This window comes from Solwaraspora sp. WMMD792, assembly GCF_029626105.1.
In the GTDB taxonomy this organism is placed as follows: domain Bacteria; phylum Actinomycetota; class Actinomycetes; order Mycobacteriales; family Micromonosporaceae; genus Micromonospora_E.
In genome coordinates, this window is record NZ_JARUBH010000009.1 from 6614769 (window position 1) to 6632806 (window position 18038).

Sequence of the window (18038 nt, forward strand, 5' to 3'; positions counted from 1 at the left end):
ATGCCGTTCACCGTTGCCGGGCACAGTTTCGACTCCCGGCTGATCCTCGGCACCGGCGGTGCCGCCAACCTGCACATCCTGGAGCAGGCGATCACGGCCAGTGGCACCGGGCTGGTCACCGTCGCGCTGCGCCGGGTGGACAGCGCCGCCACCATGCACGGCGGCCTGCTCGACCTGCTGGAGCGCTGCGGCGTACGGCTGCTGCCGAACACCGCCGGCTGCTACACCGCCACCGAGGCGGTCAAGGTGGCCCACCTGGCACGCGAGGCGTTCGACACCGACTGGGTGAAGCTGGAGGTCATCGGCGACGAACGCACCCTGCTGCCGGACGGCGCCGAGCTGCTGCGCGCCGCCGAGCAGCTGGTCGACGACGGTTTCACCGTGCTGCCGTACACCACCGACGATCCGGTGCTGGCCCGCCGGCTGGCCGACGCCGGCTGCGCGGCGGTGATGCCGGCCGGCGCGCCGATCGGCTCCGGGCTGGGCATCCTCAACCCGCACCACATTCGACTGATCCGTCAGTCGGTGGACATCCCGGTGGTGCTGGACGCCGGGGTCGGCACCGCCTCCGACGCCGCGCTCGCGATGGAACTCGGCTGCGACGCGGTGCTGCTGGCCAGCGCGGTCACCCGGGCCGCCGACCCGGTCGCGATGGCAACCGCCATGCGGTACGCCATCGAGGCGGGTCGGTTGGCCGGCCGGGCCGGGCGGATCCCGAAGCGTTTCCACGCCCTGGCATCCACTCCGGACGAAGGGCGGCCCGAACTGTGAACGGGATCATGCTGCTCACCGATCGCCGGCAGACGGCCCGGTCGCTGCCGGAGGTGGTCGCGGCGGCGGTGGCCGGCGGACTCCGGCAGGTGGTGCTGCGGGAACGCGACCTGCCCCGGGCCGAACGCGCCGCGTTGGCCGACCGGCTGCGCGGCATCCTCGCCCCGGTCGGCGGGACGTTGATCGTCGCCGGCCCCGACCCGTTGGGCGGCGACGCGGTGCACCTGAGCGCCGCCGGGCCGTACCCGCCACCGGCGTTGGGGCTGGTCGGCCGCTCCTGCCACGACGAGGCCGAGCTCAGCCGACTGACCACGGAGGACTACCTGACGGTGTCGCCGGTCTTCGCGACCGCGTCCAAGCCCGGGTACGGGCCGCCGCTGGGTCCGGCCGGGCTGGCCCGTCTGGTCCGAGTGGCCGCCGACCGGCCGGTGGTCGCCCTCGCCGGGGTGACCACGGCGGAGCAGGTCGCCACCTGCCGGGCGGCCGGTGCCGCCGGGGTGGCGGTGATGGGCGCGGTGATGCGCGCCGCCGACCCGGCGGCCATCGTGGCGGAGTTGGTCGCGGCTGCGTCACCGGCCGAGGTGAGCAGCTGATGGCCGGCGACCGAGGTGGGCAGCTGATGGCCGGCGAGCAGGCCACTCCGGTGGTGGCGATGACGATCGCCGGCTCCGATTCCGGCGGCGGCGCCGGCATCCAGGCGGACCTGAAGGTCTTCGCCGCGCTCGGCGTCTACGGCACCAGCGCGATCACCGCGGTGACCGCGCAGAACACCACCGGCGTCACCAGCGTCCATCAGCTGCCGGCAGCGCAGGTGCTCGCCCAGATCGAGGCGGTCCGCGCCGACCTGCCGGTGCGCGCGGTGAAGACCGGCATGCTCGGTACGGCCCGGATCGCCGGGGCGGTCGCCGCGCTGGCCCGAGCCGGGGAGCTGCCGAACCTGGTGGTCGATCCGGTGCTGGTCTCGACCAGCGGGCACCGGCTCGGCGTGGTCGGCGCGGTCGAGCGGCTGCTGCCGTACGCCCTGGTCGCGACACCGAACCGGGCGGAGGCCTCGGCGTTGGTCGGCTGGCCGGTGCGGACCGTCGACGAAATGGCGCGGGCCGCCGCCGAGCTGGCCGCCGGCGGACCGAGGTTCGTGGTGGTCACCGGTGGCGACCCGGACGGTACGTCGACCGACCCGGCCTCGGCCGACGTGGTCGCGACGGCGGACCCGGCGGTCGACGTCGTCGGCACCGCCGACGGCGGCTGGCGGCTGGCCGGCGGGCGGCTGGACACCGGCAACACGCACGGCACCGGGTGCAGTTTCGCGGCGGCGGTGGCCGCCCGGCTGGCGCTCGGCGACGACGTACCGGCTGCGTTGATCTACGCCAAGGAGTACGTCGCGCGGGCGCTCGACGGCGCCCGGAACTGGCGGTTGGGCTCCGGTCACGGACCAATAGACCACTTCGGATGGTCGAATCAGCTGGCGGCCACCTGACCGTAGGCAACCACCTGAGAGAGAGCCGGCAACCGCCGGACAGTCGGCAACTACCTGAAGGAGGCCCGCTGATGCAGGCTCGGCGCAAGGTGTACGTGCAAGGATCGCGACCGGACATCCAGGTGCCGTTCGCCGAGGTGACCCTCACCGGCGACAACCCGCCGGTGCGGCTCTACGACACGTCCGGCCCGGGGTCGGACCCGCAAATCGGGCTGGCCGCGCTGCGCGGGCGGTGGATCGCCGAGCGCGGCGACGTCGCCCCGGTGCGCGGTGCCGGCACCCCGCTGGCCGGGGCGGACGGGCGTCGGCCCACCCAGTTGGCGTACGCCCGGGCCGGGACCGTCACCCCGGAGATGGAGTTCGTCGCGCTGCGGGAAAACCTTCCGGCCGAGGTGGTACGGGAGGAGATCGCCGCCGGACGTGCGGTGCTGCCGGCCAACGTCAACCACCCGGAGTCCGAGCCGATGATCATTGGTGGTCGGTTCCTGGTGAAGGTGAACGCCAACATCGGTACCTCGGCGGTCTCGTCGTCGGTGGCCGAGGAGGTGGAGAAGCTGACCTGGGCCACCCGGTGGGGTGCGGACACGGTGATGGACCTGTCCACCGGCAAGCGGATCCACGAGACCCGCGAGGCGATCGTGCGCAACTCGGCGGTGCCGATCGGTACGGTGCCGATCTACCAGGCGTTGGAGAAGGTTGGTGGGGATCCGGTCAAGCTGAGCTGGGACGTGTTCCGGGAAACCGTGATCGAGCAGGCCGAGCAGGGCGTCGACTACATGACGGTGCATGCCGGGGTGCTGCTGCCGTACGTGCCGTTGGCGGTCGACCGGGTCACCGGGATCGTCTCCCGGGGCGGGTCGATCATGGCCGCCTGGTGCCTGGCGCACCATCAGGAGAATTTCCTCTACACCAACTTCGCCGAGCTGTGCGAGATCCTGGCCCGCTACGACGTGACCTTCTCGTTGGGTGACGGGCTGCGGCCGGGGTCGATCGCCGACGCCAACGACGCCGCGCAGTTCGCCGAGCTGCGGACGTTGGGCGAGCTGACCTCTGTGGCGTGGGAGCACGACGTGCAGGTGATGATCGAAGGCCCCGGCCACGTGCCGATGCACAAGATCAAGGAGAACGTGGACCTGCAGCAGGAGCTGTGCCACCAGGCGCCGTTCTACACGCTCGGCCCGCTGACCACCGACATCGCCCCGGCGTACGACCACATCACGTCGGCGATCGGGGCGGCGATGATCGGCATGTTCGGTACCGCGATGCTTTGCTACGTCACGCCGAAGGAGCACCTGGGGCTGCCGGATCGCGACGACGTCAAGGCCGGAGTGATCGCGTACAAGATCGCGGCGCACGCGGCCGACCTGGCCAAGGGACACCCGGGAGCGCAGGCCTGGGACGACGCGTTGTCCAAGGCGCGGTTCGAGTTCCGCTGGGAGGACCAGTTCAACCTGTCGCTGGACCCGGAGACCGCCCGGTCCTACCACGACGCGACGCTGCCGGCCGAGCCGGCGAAGTCGGCCCACTTCTGCTCGATGTGCGGCCCGAAGTTCTGCTCGATGAAAATCACGCAGGATCTGAAGGAGTACGCCCAGCAGGGCATGAAGGACAAGTCGGATGAATTCGTCGCATCCGGTGGCCGGGTCTACCTGCCGTTGGCCTGATCGTCGGCGCCGCTACGGCTCCGGCTGTCGGCACCGTTACGGTTCCGGTCCTCCGCACCGTTACGGTTCCGGCCGTCCGCGCGGCGGGGCTGCCGGCGCAACTCGCTGACCCAGTCCACGTGTTCGGCGTCCTCGTCGGTCAACGCCGGTGGAGGCGCCGGCCGCCGCTGGCGCATGAACCGTGGCCGGGGAATCCGGCCGGCCGCAGGTGCGGTGGGCGGTGCGGCGACCGGTTGCGGTGCGACCGGTGGTGGTGCGACCGGCTTTGGCGTCGGCCGGTCGACGCCATCGGTCACCGGAGTCGGTGTCGGTGTCGGCGGCCCGTCCGGCGCGATCGGGGTCGGGTCGACACGGGGGGTGACCGCCGCGGGTACCGGCGGCGGACGGTCGCCCGGATGCGACTGCGCGGCGACCGGCACCGGTGACGCTGCGGTCGGGCCTGATCGGACTGGGCCTGATCGGACTGGGCCTGATCGGACTGGGCCTGATCGGACCGGGCCTGATCGGACCGGGTCCGGTGAGGTCAGGCTCGGTGTGGGCGGGTCCGCTGCAGGCGGGTGTGACGCCAGCGGGTCGGGCGTGGGCCGGCCCGGCGTCGGCGGGTCCGGCACAGGCGGCGCTGCCGGACCGGGTGACACCCGCCCGACGAATGCCGAATCGGCGGGAATCTTTTCAGATAGGGCAATTTCCCCTACCGATTCTCGGCTCTCGGACGAGCTATCGGCGGGTCCGACGGTCGCTCCGACAGCGGGCGCGGGCGTCCCACTCGCGGGCACGGGTGCGGGCGTTCCGGTTGCGGTGCTGGCCCGTCGGCCGGGCCGGCGCACGGCAGCCACGGTGATCGAACCGACGACTCCGGCGGCCACCGCCAGCAGCGCCGCCCAGTAGGGGTCGTCCTGGTAAGGCCCGGCGCGGCCGGCCCCGGCGGCCAGGTACGCGGCGTCGAGGACCGCCGGTCCGGCCATTCCGGACACCGCGGTGGCCACCGTCGGCGCCGTCCGCCATCGGGCCAGCCCGCTCACCGCCGCACCGAGCACCAGCGCCAGCGCCGGCAGCAGCACGAACAGCTGCCAACCGGAGTCACCCGGGTCGAGCATGACCGGTTCGAGGACCCCGGGTCGGACCTCGGCGACGGGGTCACCCGCCCACAGATCCGGGGCAACTGACCCGACCGCCAGCAGCCAGAGCGCGCCGCTGAACACCAGCATGTTCCAGCGCATCGCCGGATGGGTCAACGCGGCCAGCGCCGCCGGCAGACCCACCACCGCCCCGATCCCGCCGATCAGGGCGGTAACCGTCACCGGATCGTCGACCCCGGTCGACGCCTGCGCCGGCAGCACCGACAACCCGACCACGGCGAGCGCCGCACCGATTGCGGCGACCAGCGCCAAGACGACCCGGCGGACCGCTGTACGGACCGCCGACACCCGCCGGGGCCGGGCCGGACGCTGCTCGGCGACCCGTTGCGCCACGCACGCGCCGACGACGGCAGCGACGATCGCGAACCAGGCGAGCCAGGACAGCTGGGTCGGCCAGAAGTCTGCGGTCGGCCCGACGAAGTCGCGACGCAGGCGTACCAGTTGGAGACCGTAACCGGCACCGAGCTGGACAGCGCCGACGAACGCCGCCACACCGAATGCCGTGGTGATCGCTCTGAGCCAGGTCCGCAAGGCCATGCCGGGAGGTTACGGCCGGCCGCCCGCACTGTCGACCTGGACCGGGGCGACCGCCGCCGGGCCGGTGGGTCAGCCCAGCTGGGGCAGCACCTCGGCGGCGACCAGCTCCAGGTGGTCCAGATCGGCGAGGTCGATGAACCGCAGGTGTACCCGGCTGGTACCGATCGCCGCGAACTCCCCTATCCGGTCCACCAGCTGGGCCGGCGAACCGATCACCGGGTCCTCCGGCGGCAGGGCGCTCTTCTCGTGCAGCGGCGCGGCGCGACGCTGCGCCTCGGCGTCGGTACGCCCGATCGCGATGACGATGCCGGCCGACATGGTCAGCGGCGGTCGGCCCTGCTCGGTGCGCCCGGACCGGTGACAGGCCTCGGTCACCCGCTCGTAAGCCGCCGCGGTCTCGGCGACCGACTTGAACGGCATGTTGAACTCGTCGGCGAACTGGGCAGCGAGCTCCGGGGTCCGCTTCGGCCCCCGTCCGCCGATGATGATCGGCGGGCCGGCCGGCTGCGCCGGCTTCGGTAGCGCCGGAGCGTCGACCAGCTGGTAGTGGTCGCCGTGGAAGCTGAACTTGTCACCGACCGGGGTACGCCACAGCCCGGTGATCACCTCGAGCTGCTCGGCCAACCGGTCGAAGCGTTCCCCGACGGACGGGAACGGCAGCCCGTACGCGGTGTGTTCCCGGGCGTACCAGCCGGCGCCGATGCCGAGGTCGACCCGGCCACCGCTCATCTGGTCGACCTGGGCGACCATCACGGCGAGCGGTCCGGGCAGCCGGAAGGTCGCCGAGGTGACCAGCGTGCCGAGCCGGATCCGGGAGGTCTCCCGGGCCAGCGCGGCCAGGGTCAGCCAGGCGTCGGTCGGCCCCGGCAGCGCCAGCTCCTCGCCCATCGACTGGTAGTGGTCGGCCCGCAGGTAACCCTCGAACCCGGACTCCTCAGCGAGCCGGGCCAGCCGGAGCTGGTCGTCGTAGCTGGCGCCGCGGTGCGGCTCGGTGAACACGCTGACCCGCATGGTCAGTACCCTCCGATCCCGGCCGTCGCCGGTGCGTCGCGTTCCATCAGCACCTCGTGCAGCTCCGCACTGCACCGGGCCACGTCCTCGGTGTGCGCGTTGCGCCCCAGGCTGCGGGGGCGGGGGATGTCGATCGGCACGATCTTGCGGATCCGCCCTGGTCGAGGGCTCAGCACCACGACCCGGTCGGCGAGCAGGACGGCTTCGTCGATCGAGTGGGTGACGAAGACGATGGTCGCCGCGCGCTCCATGTGGATCCGTTGCAGCTCGACGGAGAGTTCCTCCCGGGTCAGCGCGTCCAGCGCCGAGAACGGCTCGTCCATCAGCAGCACCTGTGGTTCGGCGAGCAACGAGCGGCACAGCGACACCCGCTGCTGCATGCCGCCGGACAGCTCGTGCGGCAGCCGCTTGTCGAAGCCGGCCAGCCCGACCATCTCCAGCAGTTCCATGGCCTTCGCCCGGTGCTGTCTGCGGCGCAACCCGAAGATCTCCGCCGGCAGCAGAACATTGTCCAGCACTGATCGCCAGGGCAGCAGGGCCGGACGTTGAAAGAGCATCGCGATGTCCCGGCGTGGTTTGACCACTTGCTGACCACCGACGGTGATCTCGCCGGCTGTCGTCGGAAGCAGCCCGGCGATGAGTCTGAGCAGGGTGGACTTGCCGCAACCGGATCGACCTACGACCGCGACGAACTCACCGGCAGTCACCGAAAGGTCGATGCCGCGCAGTGCCTCCACTGTGCCGGAGCGACCGGCGAACGTCCGTCCGACTCCGCTGAGCTGGATCATGGGGCCGGCAGCTCCCTCGTCCTGAGTCGATCAACAAGCGGGGGACAGAGTATCCGGATCGTGCCGGCCATGCACCACCCGCACGGTAAACACTTTTGATTGCGATCCAGGGTTCGCGATGCCCGGCTGTCGCATTGGTGAGGTTTCCCTCGTACTCTGTTGCCCGCGAAGTTTCCCAACGCGACCGCGGCACCGGTGCGGCCCCCACCGACCGGCTGCCGCGCCGGACCAACTACCCCCTCCGGTCGGCTCGACGACCTGCGGGTTTGTCGAGGGGCCGTCGGGTTGGAAAGGACACACGTTCATGACAAGGCTCACCCGTACGATCGCCGCCACGGCCCTCGCGGCGGCGCTCGCGGTCACTGCCGGCTGCAGCGCGGACGACGGTGACGAGGCGAATGCCGGTGGCACCGAGGAATTGAAGAAAGTGACGTACCTCACTTCCTTCGGTAACTTCGGTCGGGACTCCTACGCCTGGGTCGCCAAGGACAAGGGCTTCTTCGAGGAGGCCGGTTTCGACGTCGAGGTCAAGGCAGGAGCCGGCACCGGCGACAACATCAAGACCGTCGTCGCAGGACAGGCCCACTTCACGCCGATCGACATGACCGGCGGACTGCTGCAGTACGGCAACGGCGAGGCGAAGGACTTCGTCGTGGTCGCCGGCATCCAGCAGCGCACCATGGCCGCGATCATCGCGCTCGACGGCAGCGGCATCACCACCCCCAAGGACCTGGAGGGCAAGACGCTCGCCGACGCCCCCGGCTCGGTGGTGCGCAACCTGTTCCCGACCTACGCCTCGCTGGCCGGCATCGACGAGACCAAGGTCGAGTGGGTCAACGGCGCCCCGCAGACCCTGATGGGCACCCTGGCCTCCGGTTCGGTGGACGGCATCGGCCAGTTCGTGGTCGGTAAGCCCACCGTGGAGACCGTCGCGCAGGGCAAGACCGCCGTGGTGCTGCCGTACAGCGACATCATGACCGACCTGTACGGCAACGTGCTGATCACCTCGACGGCGATCGCCGAGGAGGACCCGGAGATGGTGAAGCGCTTCAGCGCGGCACTGCTCAAGGGCCTGGAGTACAGCATCACCAACCCGGAGGAGGCCGGCGAGATCCTGGCCAAGAACGTGGAGGAGGCCAACCCGGCCGCCGCCGCCGCCGAACTGGAGCTGATGGCCGCCTTCGTGAAGTCGACCAGCTCCGGTGTGCCGGTCGGTGCGCTGGACAGCCAGCGGATCGCCCGCAGCATCGCGATCCTGCAGGGCGCCGGGGCGATCCCGCCGGGCCTGGAGCCGGAGCAGGTCGTCAACTTCGACCTGGCCCCGAACGCCGAATCCTGACCGACCCGGGTGTGGGCGGGTGGGCCACCGGTGGGTGGCCCACCCGCCCACACCCGGCGGCTCGGCGAGCCTGAGGAGTGTCGTTGACATCTCCCCCTGCTGAAGCAAGGAGATTCGACCCTCACGGGTCGAGCTTTCTGCTTCGCCGACCACTGCCGACCCGAATCAACGGCGAGGGACGGAGTACCGCCCATCGGTCTTACACGGTCTCCACAGACGTCACTTCCCACCAGCCCGGCGGTAGGCCCGACCGGCCTGGCTGTCACCGGAAGGGCAAGGCCACGTTAGCACACCTGTTCGCACGCCGGATCTCTCGGTGTGTGAGTAGTGGACGTCGATCCGCCTCGGCGGCGAGTCGACTTTCCCTGCCGTGCTCCGCAGGTGTCCGTTTCCTCCCCGGCCGGAAGGCCGGAGTATCCACGGAAGGCATCTGATGACCGTACTCAAACCGGCGCAGGCGCCACCGGTACGCGCCGCGACCACCGCTCCGGTCCGCCGCCCCGCCGGCGGCCGGATCGCCGCCGTTGGACTACCGCTGCTCGGCGTGGCGGTGACGGTGACCGTGTGGTGGCTCGTGACCAGCGTGTTCGACCTGGTGCACTCGGTGGTGCTGCCACCCCCGCAGGACGTGTACGCGGCGTTCTCCCTGCGGGTGCCGCGACTGCTGGAACACACCCTGGCGACCACCACCTCGACCGTCGCCGGGTTCGCGATCTCCACCGTGGTCGGGGTGCTGATCGGACTGGCGCTGGCCGGCTCCCAGGTGGCCGAGCGGATGTTCTCCCCGCTGCTGGTGGCGCTCAACGCCGTACCGAAGATCGTGCTCGCCCCGCTGCTCGTGGTCACTCTCGGCTGGGGCCAGCAGTCGATCCTCACCATGGTCTTCCTGCTCTGCTTCTTCCCGATCGTGCTCTCCACTGTGACCGGCCTGACCTCGACCCCGGCCGATCTGGCCGAGCTGGCCCGGTCGCTGGACGCGTCCCGCTGGCAGACCTTCCGCAAGATCCGGTTTCCGGCGGCGTTGCCGCAGATCTTCGTCGGCCTGAAGGTCGCGATGCCGCTGGCGGCGATCGGCGCGGTCATCGGTGAGTTCCAGGCCGGTGAGGAAGGGCTGGGCTACATGACCCTGCAGTTCAGCGGGATGGGCGAGAACTCCGCCGCCTGGGCGGCGATCGTGTTGATCGGGCTGATGAGCATCCTGCTCTACTTCGCGCTGGTCGGCTTCGAACGGTTGCTGCTGCCGTGGGTGCGGGAGACGACGTCGGCCCGCTGACGTCGCCACCATGTCGCGCCCGCCCCGGACGTCGTGCGCCCGCCAGGAGATCCTGGCGGGCGCACGAGGCCGGGCCGTACCGGGGTCGTCAGCTGGCCAGCCGCCAGCGGCCACCCCGGGAGACCAGCATGGTCAGTGCCTGGGGCATCAGTCCGGAGTGGTTGTCCGGGGTCATCCGGATTGGCCCGGAGAGCCCGTCGAACTGGGTGGTCTCCAGCACCTCACGGATGGCCTCCCGGTTGATCGAGCCGTCGCCGGTCGACGTGGCCACCGCGTCGGCGATCAGCTGGACGGCGTCGGCCGCGAACGAGGAGAACCCGTAGTAGCTGCCGAACCTGGCCGTGTAGTCGCGGAACCACTGCTTGCGGGCTGCCTTCGCCGGGGTGTTGGCGATCACGTCGTCGATCACCATGGTCTGGGTGAAGACCAGGTTGACGCCCTTGGTGCCGTTGGCCGAACCACCGGACAGGAACAGGTCCCCGGCGGCGGCGGCGTCGAAGAACAGGGGCCCCGGGTAGTCGGCCTGCGCCGCGCTGTCCGCCGCCAGCGCCGCCTGCTCGGCCGAGGTCCAGACCAGCAGCGCGCCCGGATTCTCGCCGGTCAACGGCTGCGCCAGGGTGGCGACGGCCTGGCTCACGTCGGTGTCGGTGGTACGCACCTGTTCGGTGCCGACCAGGTTGATGTCGAGCTTGTCCAGTTCGGCGGTGATCACCCGCAGGCCGTCCCGGCCGTACTCGTCGTCGGTGTGCAACAGGCTGGCCCGCCCGATGTTGCGGCGGCGCAGCTCGTTGGCGACCGCGGCGGCGCTGTCCGCCGCGTTGGGGCCGAGCTTGAACAGATAGCGACGCTCGGTGACCGGGGTGGCGACCGCGGTGGCCGGGGCCAGCGAGATGGTCGGCACCCGTTTGTCGTTGATCGTCCGGGCGGCGCCGACCGCACAGTCACTGCAACTGCCCATGATGATCGCGGTCACCGCGGAGTCGCCGGTGAAGTCGCCGATGTTGCGCAGCGACTCGCTCGGGTCGGAACGATTGTCCCGGACGTCCAGCCGGATCGTCCGGTCGCCCAGCAGACCCGATTCGTTGATCTGCTCGACCTTCAGTTCGAGGGCTCGCTGGTAGCCCTTGCCGACGGTTGCGGCGGCACCGGACAGTTCCAGGTCGGCGGCGATGACGATCTCGCCGCCGTCCCCGCCGGCCGAGTCGCTGGCGAACTGGCAGCCGGTGAGCGAAGAGGCCAGCAATGTGGATGCGAGCGCCATGAGTAGGGCGGAACGGGTGGGCCTCAAGTCAGTCCTCCAGGTACGCGGCGGATGCGCACCCGGTCGGTGGGCGGCGGCGCGGCTGAGCACGTCCTCAGTAGAAGTCGCGCCGGCGGCATGCCGTACGGTGTGCGCGGAGCCTGCAAACTTGGGAAACCATGCCAATGGGCGGCGTTCTGGTCAAGCGCGCCGGTCGGGGCGTTTCCGGGACTGTCGTCCCACATGTTGGCAACGAGTACATGTTGCGAGCGTTGACTTTGGCGGGACAACTGACGGTGGAAGTTCTATCCGCGCTGATCAGGGCGGTGTGATGAAGATACTCTCCGGTAACACTAGGGTGATTACGGGTCGTCCGACCGATTCCTGCCCCACTGAGGCTTCCCAAGCGGGTCCGCTTCTGGTGAAATCGCGGCCGTGCCGCATGCGGCGCTCACCGCTGCAGCAGGCATCGGTCGGCAGTCCGCGTGTGGAGATAGCGACGGAGGCGATGTCGTGAGGACCGGACCGACGACCCTGCCCGACAACGGCCCGCGGAAGCGCCGCGCGCCATTGCGTTGGGTGCCGCGACTGAGGGATGCGCGGATCAGGTCCAAACTGGCCCTGATCCTGGTCGTTCCGCTGGCCGCGGTCGCCGCTCTGGCCACGGTACGGCTGGTCGACGTAGGACAGGGCGCAATCGACGCGCGAATGGTGCGCTCGATGGCCGAACTCTCCGTCGACGTCTCAGCCCTGGCTCAGGACGTCCACAAGGAGCGGATGGCGGCGGTGACCTTCCTGGCCGCCCGTGACGCCGACGCCGAGGCCTACAACATCCGGGTGCGCAGCACCGACGAGCGGATCGCTGCGTACGCCGCCGAACGCGACCGGGTCGGTAACGTGCCGGAGGCGGTCGAGCGGCAGCTGGTCGCCATCGACGACCACCTGGACACCTTGAACGCCACCCGCCAGGAGGTGCTCGACCGGCGGCAGATGCCAGTGCCGGAAGCGGTGCTGCGGTACGGCGTCATCCTGTCCGACCTGGCTTCCTACGGTGAGGTGCTCGGCCAGGTCTCCGGTGACGGCGAGGTGCCGGACAGTCTGCGTGCCGTCTCCGCCTTCGCCCGGGCCAAGCTGGCCACGGCCGAGGAGGAGGCGATCATCTTCGCCGCGCTGTCCACCGGCCGGCTGGACGAGGAGCAGTTCTCGTCGTACCTGGCCACGCTGACCAGCCAGCAGGAGGCGCTGCTGTCGTTCTCGCTGGCCGCGTCGCCGTGGGAGCAGGAGCTGGTCGACAGCAGCGTCACCGGTGACGCCGTCTTCCTGGCCGACCGGGTCGCCACCGAGATCACCCGTTCGGTGGGCCAGCGGGCTCCGATGAGCGCCGCACAGGCGGCCCGGGCCGTGGGCGCGGTCAACGACCTGATGCGGTGGGCCGAGATCCAGCTGGAGAACCGGCTGCTCGACCGGGCCACCGAGGTGAGCACCAACGTCACCCGGCAGGCGATCATCGAGTCGATCGCGGTGCTGATCGTCCTGGTGCTGGCGATCGCCCTCGCGGTGGTCCTGGCCCGCTCGTTGAACGACTCGCTGCGGCGGCTGCGGGAAGGCGCCATGTCGGTGGCCAGCCGGGACCTGCCGGAGGCGGTGGCCAAGCTCCGCGACGTCAACGACCTCAACGACCGGGGCCCGGAGGAGATCGTCCGCAACCTACGTGACCCGATCCGCCTGCCCAACCGCGACGAGGTCGGCCAGGTCGGCCAGGCGTTCAACGTGGTGCACCGGGAGGCGGTCCGGATCGCCGCCGAGCAGGCCGCGCTGCGGGCGAGCGTGTCGGCGATGTTCCTCTCCCTGGCCCGCCGAAGCCAGACGCTGGTCGACCGGATGATCGGCGAGCTCGACGCGATCGAGCGTGGCGAGGAGGACCCGAAGCGGCTCGCCCAGCTGTTCCAGCTCGACCACCTCGCCACCCGGATGCGCCGCAACGACGAGAACCTGCTGGTCCTGGCCGGTGCCGACTCGACGGCGCCACGCCGGGAGGACGCGCTGCTGGTCGACGCGCTGCGGGCCGCGCAGTCCGAGGTCGAGCTCTACAACCGGATCGAGTTCGGCACCGTCGACACCGACATCCTGATCTCCGCGCACGCGGTCAACGACGTGGTACGTCTCGTCGCCGAGCTGCTCGACAACGCCACCCGGTTCTCCCCGCCGACCACCACGGTCGTCGCCGACGCCCGGCGGCTGCGCGACTACGTACTGGTCCAGGTGGAGGACCGCGGCCTGGGGCTGTCCGAGGAGCAGTTGGACAATCTCAACCGGAGGCTCGCCGAGCCCTCCACGGTCGACGTCTCGGCGTTCCGACTGATGGGTCTCGCCGTGGTCAGCCGGCTGGCCGGCCGGTACGGCATCCGGGTCGAGCTGCGGCCCAACCCGGAGGGTGGCACTATCGCCCAGGCCACGCTGCCGAGCAGCATCCTGGTACTGCCGCAGCGCACCCGGGAGCCGGTGATGACGCGGGGACGCCCGGCCATGGCGGCCGAGCCGATCTCCGCCGCGCCCACGTCAGGCGGGACCTGGTCGCCGATCTCGAGTCCGCCGGCGGCGGCACCCGGCCGTACGGCGACCCTCACCGACCAGTGGCAGAACGCCCGGTCGTCACAGTGGAACGCGGTGGCCGGTGCACCTACCGCCGCCTTCCCGGTGACCACCGGCGGGCAGTCGACGCCGGTGTCCGCCGCCCCGATCTCCGCGTCGCCGATGTCCGGCTCGCCGATGTCCGGGCCGCCCATGTCGGCCCCCCCGATGTCCGGCGCTCCCATGTCCGGGGCACCGGCCGCCGGCCCGGCCGCGCCGACGTACAACCCGGGGCTGCCGGCGTACCGTCCGGCGGCATCCGCCGCCCCGCCTGCGGCGGCACCGCCGGTGGCCAACGTCGGTACGCCGACCGTGGCCTACCCGACGGTGCGACCGACCGGTACCAGCGGCTACCCGGACCAGTCGGTCATCCCGGCCACCATGCACCCGCTGGCCCCGGCGGTACGCACCGGCGGCCAGTTGCCGCACGGCCCGATGGCCGGCGGCTCCACCGGCGGCGGTGCGCCCGCAGCGCCCGCCAACCCCGCAGCGCCCGCCAACCCCGGTGCCCGGCCCGAGGACGCCGCCGAGATGCCCATCTTCCGGGAGATGGAGGCGGTCTGGTTCCGGTCACACGGCTCGGCCGAGACCACCGTCCTGCCGCTGCCGACCGCCGGTCGTCCGCCTGCTGCCGGTGCGCCCGCACCGGCGTACTCGCCGGCACCCGCTCCGACCAGGACACCGCTGCCGGCCCGCAACCCGGGACAGTCGACTCCACAGCCGGCGGCGTACTCTGCTCCGGTGCAGCCGAACGCCGCACCACCACCCCCGGCCGCGCCACCGGCGCCCGCACCGTCCACTCCGGCCGGCGCGGCAACGTCGGCGCTGGGTGCCATCCCCCGGCAACGGACCGGCGACTCCGGCAGTTGGCGTACCGCCGCTGACGAGGGCTGGGCCCGGGCCAGTAAGGCAGCGGAGCCGGCGACCGCCGGCACCACCCGCTCTGGTCTGCCAAAGCGCCAGCCCCAGGCACAGCTGGTGCCGGGTGGCGTGGAGGCCAAGCAGGGCCGCGAGCCGACCCGGCGGACCCCGGACGAGGTCCGCGGCCTGTTGTCGGCATATCACCGTGGCGTGCAACGCGGCCGGACCGTCGGCAGCGAGCAGTACCGCGCCAACTCAACCAAGGAGACCAGCGAATGAACAGGCCAGCAGCTATTCAGGACATGGGTTGGCTGCTCAGCAACTTTGCCGACAGCGTGGCGGGGATCGCCCACGTCGTGGCTGTCTCGGCAGACGGACTGCTGCTCGCCTCCTCGCGTGACCTGCCGGCGGACCGGGCCGACCAGTTGGCGGCGATCACCTCCGGCGTGGTCAGCCTCACCGACGGGGCGTCGCGGATGTTCAGCGCGGGTGGCGTGCTGCAGACGGTGATCGAGATGGACAGCGGGTACCTGTTCCTGATGTCCATCAGCGATGGATCGTCGATGGCGGTGCTCGCCGCCCGTAGTTGCGACGTCGGTCAGGTCGGGTACGAGATGGCATTGCTGGTCGAGCGGGTCGGTGCCGCGCTGGTCCCGGCGCCACGGGAGACCGTGGGCGGCCGACCCTGATCCGAGGCTGAAGTTCCGCAGCGACACAAGGGACCGTCACCGATGACGTGCCAGCAGACCCACGAGGAGGTGACCGCTCAATGGGCCAACCACGACAGGACCCGCGCGGAGCGCTGGTCCGCCCCTATGCGGTCACCCGCGGGCGTACCGAGCCACGGCAGCACATCGCACTGGAGGCGGTGCTGGTGGCCTCGGCGGCAGCGGTCACCGAGTCTCGTTTCGCCGGGCACGACAAGCATCGAATCGCCACGATCTGCGACAACCGTGCCCAGTCACTGGCGGAGATCGCCGCGTACACCCGGCTCCCGCTGGGCGTCGCACGGGTCCTCGTCGCCGACATGGTCGCCGACGGCCTGCTGGCGTTGCACAGCACCGCTCCGACTGAGACAGAGGGCTACGAGGAGCGGATGGAACTTCTTGAGAGGGTGCTAAGTGGACTTCGCAGGCTATGACCGTCCCGGCGTCCGCCGGGACAAGGGAATCACCTCGGCGAAGATCGTCATCGCCGGTGGATTCGGGGTGGGCAAGACCACCATGGTCGGCGCGGTCTCCGAGATCACGCCGCTGACCACCGAGGCGCTGATGACCTCGGCCGGTGTCGGCATCGACGATCCGTCAAAGGTCCCCGGCAAGGAGACCACCACGGTGGCGATGGACTTCGGCCGGATCACCATGGCCGACGACCTGATTCTCTATCTGTTCGGCACGCCCGGACAGACCCGGTTCTGGTTCATGTGGGACGAGATCATCCGCGGCGCGGTCGGTGCCGCGGTGCTGGTGGACACCCGCCGGATCACCGACGCCTTCGCCCCGCTCGACTACTTCGAGAACCGGCAGCTGCCGTACCTCGTGGCGTTGAACTGCTTCGACGGCGCGCCACAGTACGAGCCGGAGGAGGTGCGGGAGGCGCTGGCCATCGCGCCGCACGTGCCGCTGGTGATGTGCGACGCCCGCAGCCGGGACTCGACGAAGAGTGTGCTGGTCAATGTCGTCGAGCACGCCATGGCGACGCTGCGCGCCGAGCACGGCCGGGGGTATCCGACCCCGGTCGGCTGACCGTACGGCAACACAGCCGGCGGCGCGCAGCGCGCCGCCGGCTGGCGCGGGCTCAGCCGGCCGTGTGGGCTCAGCCGGCCCGGCCGGACCGGCTCAGCCCGCCGGGCGCGGCCTGCCTCAGTCGATCGGCAGCCGGTAGCCGCGTTTGACCACGGTCTGGATCACCCCGGGCGTACCCAGCCCGGCCCGGAGCCGGGCCACCGCCATCTCGACGGCGTGCTCGTCGGCGCCTCGGGGCAGGGTGCGCAGCAGCGCGGCCCGGGACAGCACCCGTCCCGGGGTCTGCGCCAGCGCGCGCAGCACCGCCATCGGTGCCGGTGCCAACGGGCGCAGCTCACCGTCGATCACCGCGGCGTGTCCGCGCAGGGTGAGCAGGTGTCCGCCGACCTTCAAGTTGACCGCCCGGCGGGGCAGTTCGTCGACGATGGTCCGGACCAGCGCCCCGAGTCGGGCGCGAGCCGGTGCGGTCACCGGCACTCCGTGCCGGCGCAGCGGCGCCGCGGTGACCGGCCCGACGCAGGCGGCCAGTACGTCGGTCCGCATCGCCTCGAGCACCGCGTCGGCGTTGGGCCCGGCGGCGCGCAGCAGCGCTCCGACCGCCGGCGCGGAGGTGAAGGTGACCGCGTCGACGAGCCGGCCGGCGACCAGGTCGACCAGCCGGTGCAGTGGTGCCGGGTCGGTCGGTGGCGCCCACCGGTACACCGGCACCTCGATCACGGTGGCGCCGGCCGCCTCGAGCGCCGCCGAACACTCCGGTTGCCGTTCCCCGTGCAGCTGCATCGCGATCACCTGGCCGGCCACGCCGCGGGCCCGTAGATAGTCGGTGACCTCGTCACAGCTCTCCGACGCGGGTGACCACTGGTCGTGCAGGCCGGCTGCCCGGATCGCGCCCCGGGCCTTGGGACCGCGGGCCACGATGTAGGCGCCGCCGAGCACCGCCCGCAGCGGCTCGGCCAAGCCCCACCCCTCCGCGGCCTCCAGCCAGCCACGCATGCCGATGCCGGTGTTGGCGATCAGCACGTCCGGCGGATTGTCCAGACAGGCCCGGGTCGACGCCCGTAGTTCGGTGTCGTCGGCCAGCGGCACGATCCGCAGCGCCGGGGCGAGCACCACCCGGGCACCCCGCCGTTCCAGCAGCGCGGCCAGCTCGTCGCGCCGCCGGTCGGCGGTGACCCCGATGGTGAATCCGGACAGCTCGTCGGACATCACTGGTCCTGCCGCCGACCGAGCACCTCGATCAGCCCGTCCCGACAGCGCACCCGGTAGGTCGGCACAGCGACGCCCGGCAGATCCAGACATTCGCCGGTACGCAGGTCGTAGACCTGCTTGTGCAGTGGTGACGCCACGGTCGGGATGTCCCCCCGGGTACCGACGATGCCCCGGGACATGACGTGGGCGCCGGCCACCGGGTCCTGGTTGCCGATCGCGTACAACGTCCCGTCGTAGGTCCGGAAGACCGCCACCTGCTCGCCGTCGACCAGTGCGGCCACGCCCCGCTCCGGCTCCACCCGGGAGTACGGGCACACCGGTGTCCACCGGGCGGTGACGTTGACTGTCTGCAC

16 protein-coding genes are annotated in these 18038 nt (G+C 71.3%); 10 read left to right on the forward strand and 6 right to left on the reverse strand.

What is annotated here, in order from left to right; all coding sequences use genetic code 11:
• From O7629_RS30845 to thiC, 4 genes are all read left to right on the forward strand, one after another.
• Complete coding sequence (locus O7629_RS30845; RefSeq protein ID WP_278173721.1) at positions 1-771, forward strand: thiazole synthase; 771 nt, start codon at positions 1-3, stop codon at positions 769-771.
• An 8-nt stretch (positions 772-779) separates the two neighbouring features.
• Complete coding sequence (locus O7629_RS30850; protein WP_278174746.1) at positions 780-1364, forward strand: thiamine phosphate synthase; 585 nt, start codon at positions 780-782, stop codon at positions 1362-1364.
• A complete protein-coding gene (gene thiD / locus O7629_RS30855; protein WP_278173722.1) occupies positions 1364-2248 on the forward strand; it encodes a bifunctional hydroxymethylpyrimidine kinase/phosphomethylpyrimidine kinase in 885 nt (294 codons plus the stop codon). The genes O7629_RS30850 and thiD overlap by 1 nt, the downstream gene beginning before the upstream one ends.
• A gap of 71 nt (positions 2249-2319) precedes the next feature.
• Positions 2320-3912, forward strand: a complete 1593-nt coding sequence (gene thiC / locus O7629_RS30860; RefSeq protein WP_278173723.1) for a phosphomethylpyrimidine synthase ThiC — start codon at positions 2320-2322, stop codon at positions 3910-3912.
• Here the strand turns inward: thiC and O7629_RS30865 are convergent.
• The 3 genes from O7629_RS30865 to O7629_RS30875 all read right to left on the reverse strand — a co-directional run bounded on the left by O7629_RS30865 (position 3894) and on the right by O7629_RS30875 (position 7387).
• Positions 3894-5588 carry a hypothetical protein gene (locus tag O7629_RS30865; RefSeq protein ID WP_278173724.1) on the reverse strand — a complete coding sequence of 565 codons (1695 nt, stop codon included), beginning with the start codon at positions 5586-5588 and terminating at the stop codon, positions 3894-3896. The genes thiC and O7629_RS30865 overlap by 19 nt on opposite strands.
• A gap of 69 nt (positions 5589-5657) precedes the next feature.
• Complete coding sequence (locus tag O7629_RS30870) at positions 5658-6599, reverse strand: LLM class F420-dependent oxidoreductase (RefSeq protein ID WP_278173726.1); 942 nt, start codon at positions 6597-6599, stop codon at positions 5658-5660.
• Positions 6600-6601: 2 nt separating this feature from the next.
• Positions 6602-7387, reverse strand: coding sequence for an ABC transporter ATP-binding protein (locus O7629_RS30875; protein ID WP_278173727.1), 786 nt, complete (start codon positions 7385-7387; stop codon positions 6602-6604).
• 304 nt (positions 7388-7691) lie between these two features.
• Between O7629_RS30875 and O7629_RS30880 the strand changes: the two genes are divergently transcribed.
• Both O7629_RS30880 and O7629_RS30885 read left to right on the forward strand, forming a co-directional pair.
• Positions 7692-8726, forward strand: coding sequence for an ABC transporter substrate-binding protein (locus O7629_RS30880; RefSeq protein WP_278173729.1), 1035 nt, complete (start codon positions 7692-7694; stop codon positions 8724-8726).
• Between the two features lie 433 nt (positions 8727-9159).
• Positions 9160-9999, forward strand: coding sequence for an ABC transporter permease (locus tag O7629_RS30885; RefSeq protein ID WP_278173731.1), 840 nt, complete (start codon positions 9160-9162; stop codon positions 9997-9999).
• Positions 10000-10087: 88 nt separating this feature from the next.
• On the opposite strand, the gene O7629_RS30890 is transcribed toward O7629_RS30885, so the two are convergent.
• A complete protein-coding gene (locus O7629_RS30890; protein WP_278173732.1) occupies positions 10088-11287 on the reverse strand; it encodes an ABC transporter substrate-binding protein in 1200 nt (399 codons plus the stop codon).
• Positions 11288-11752: 465 nt separating this feature from the next.
• Between O7629_RS30890 and O7629_RS30895 the strand changes: the two genes are divergently transcribed.
• The 4 genes from O7629_RS30895 to O7629_RS30910 all read left to right on the forward strand — a co-directional run bounded on the left by O7629_RS30895 (position 11753) and on the right by O7629_RS30910 (position 16476).
• Entirely contained in the window at positions 11753-15010 is a 3258-nt protein-coding gene (locus O7629_RS30895; protein ID WP_278173733.1) for a nitrate- and nitrite sensing domain-containing protein, read from the forward strand.
• A complete protein-coding gene (locus tag O7629_RS30900; RefSeq protein WP_278173735.1) occupies positions 15007-15420 on the forward strand; it encodes a roadblock/LC7 domain-containing protein in 414 nt (137 codons plus the stop codon). The genes O7629_RS30895 and O7629_RS30900 overlap by 4 nt, the downstream gene beginning before the upstream one ends.
• Positions 15421-15500: 80 nt before the next feature.
• Positions 15501-15872: a DUF742 domain-containing protein gene (locus tag O7629_RS30905; protein ID WP_123606102.1), complete on the forward strand. Its 372-nt coding sequence runs from the start codon at positions 15501-15503 to the stop codon at positions 15870-15872.
• Complete coding sequence (locus O7629_RS30910; protein ID WP_123606101.1) at positions 15853-16476, forward strand: ATP/GTP-binding protein; 624 nt, start codon at positions 15853-15855, stop codon at positions 16474-16476. The genes O7629_RS30905 and O7629_RS30910 overlap by 20 nt, the downstream gene beginning before the upstream one ends.
• A gap of 117 nt (positions 16477-16593) precedes the next feature.
• On the opposite strand, the gene O7629_RS30915 is transcribed toward O7629_RS30910, so the two are convergent.
• On the reverse strand, positions 16594-17682 hold the full coding sequence (locus O7629_RS30915; RefSeq protein ID WP_278173737.1) for a uroporphyrinogen-III synthase: 1089 nt from the start codon (positions 17680-17682) through the stop codon (positions 16594-16596).
• Positions 17682-18038 carry a nitrite reductase small subunit NirD gene (nirD, locus tag O7629_RS30920; protein ID WP_278174747.1) on the reverse strand — a complete coding sequence of 119 codons (357 nt, stop codon included), beginning with the start codon at positions 18036-18038 and terminating at the stop codon, positions 17682-17684. Before nirD ends, O7629_RS30915 begins: the two co-directional genes overlap by 1 nt.

Coding starts and splice junctions, on each gene's coding strand:
- O7629_RS30845 (WP_278173721.1), top strand. CDS start 1: ATGCCGTTCACCGTTGCCGGGCACAGTTTCGACTCCCGGCTGATCCTC.
- O7629_RS30850 (WP_278174746.1), top strand. CDS start 780: ATGCTGCTCACCGATCGCCGGCAGACGGCCCGGTCGCTGCCGGAGGTG.
- thiD (WP_278173722.1), top strand. CDS start 1,364: ATGGCCGGCGACCGAGGTGGGCAGCTGATGGCCGGCGAGCAGGCCACT.
- thiC (WP_278173723.1), top strand. CDS start 2,320: ATGCAGGCTCGGCGCAAGGTGTACGTGCAAGGATCGCGACCGGACATC.
- O7629_RS30865 (WP_278173724.1), bottom strand. CDS start 5,588: ATGGCCTTGCGGACCTGGCTCAGAGCGATCACCACGGCATTCGGTGTG.
- O7629_RS30870 (WP_278173726.1), bottom strand. CDS start 6,599: ATGCGGGTCAGCGTGTTCACCGAGCCGCACCGCGGCGCCAGCTACGAC.
- O7629_RS30875 (WP_278173727.1), bottom strand. CDS start 7,387: ATGATCCAGCTCAGCGGAGTCGGACGGACGTTCGCCGGTCGCTCCGGC.
- O7629_RS30880 (WP_278173729.1), top strand. CDS start 7,692: ATGACAAGGCTCACCCGTACGATCGCCGCCACGGCCCTCGCGGCGGCG.
- O7629_RS30885 (WP_278173731.1), top strand. CDS start 9,160: ATGACCGTACTCAAACCGGCGCAGGCGCCACCGGTACGCGCCGCGACC.
- O7629_RS30900 (WP_278173735.1), top strand. CDS start 15,007: ATGAACAGGCCAGCAGCTATTCAGGACATGGGTTGGCTGCTCAGCAAC.
- O7629_RS30905 (WP_123606102.1), top strand. CDS start 15,501: ATGGGCCAACCACGACAGGACCCGCGCGGAGCGCTGGTCCGCCCCTAT.
- O7629_RS30915 (WP_278173737.1), bottom strand. CDS start 17,682: ATGTCCGACGAGCTGTCCGGATTCACCATCGGGGTCACCGCCGACCGG.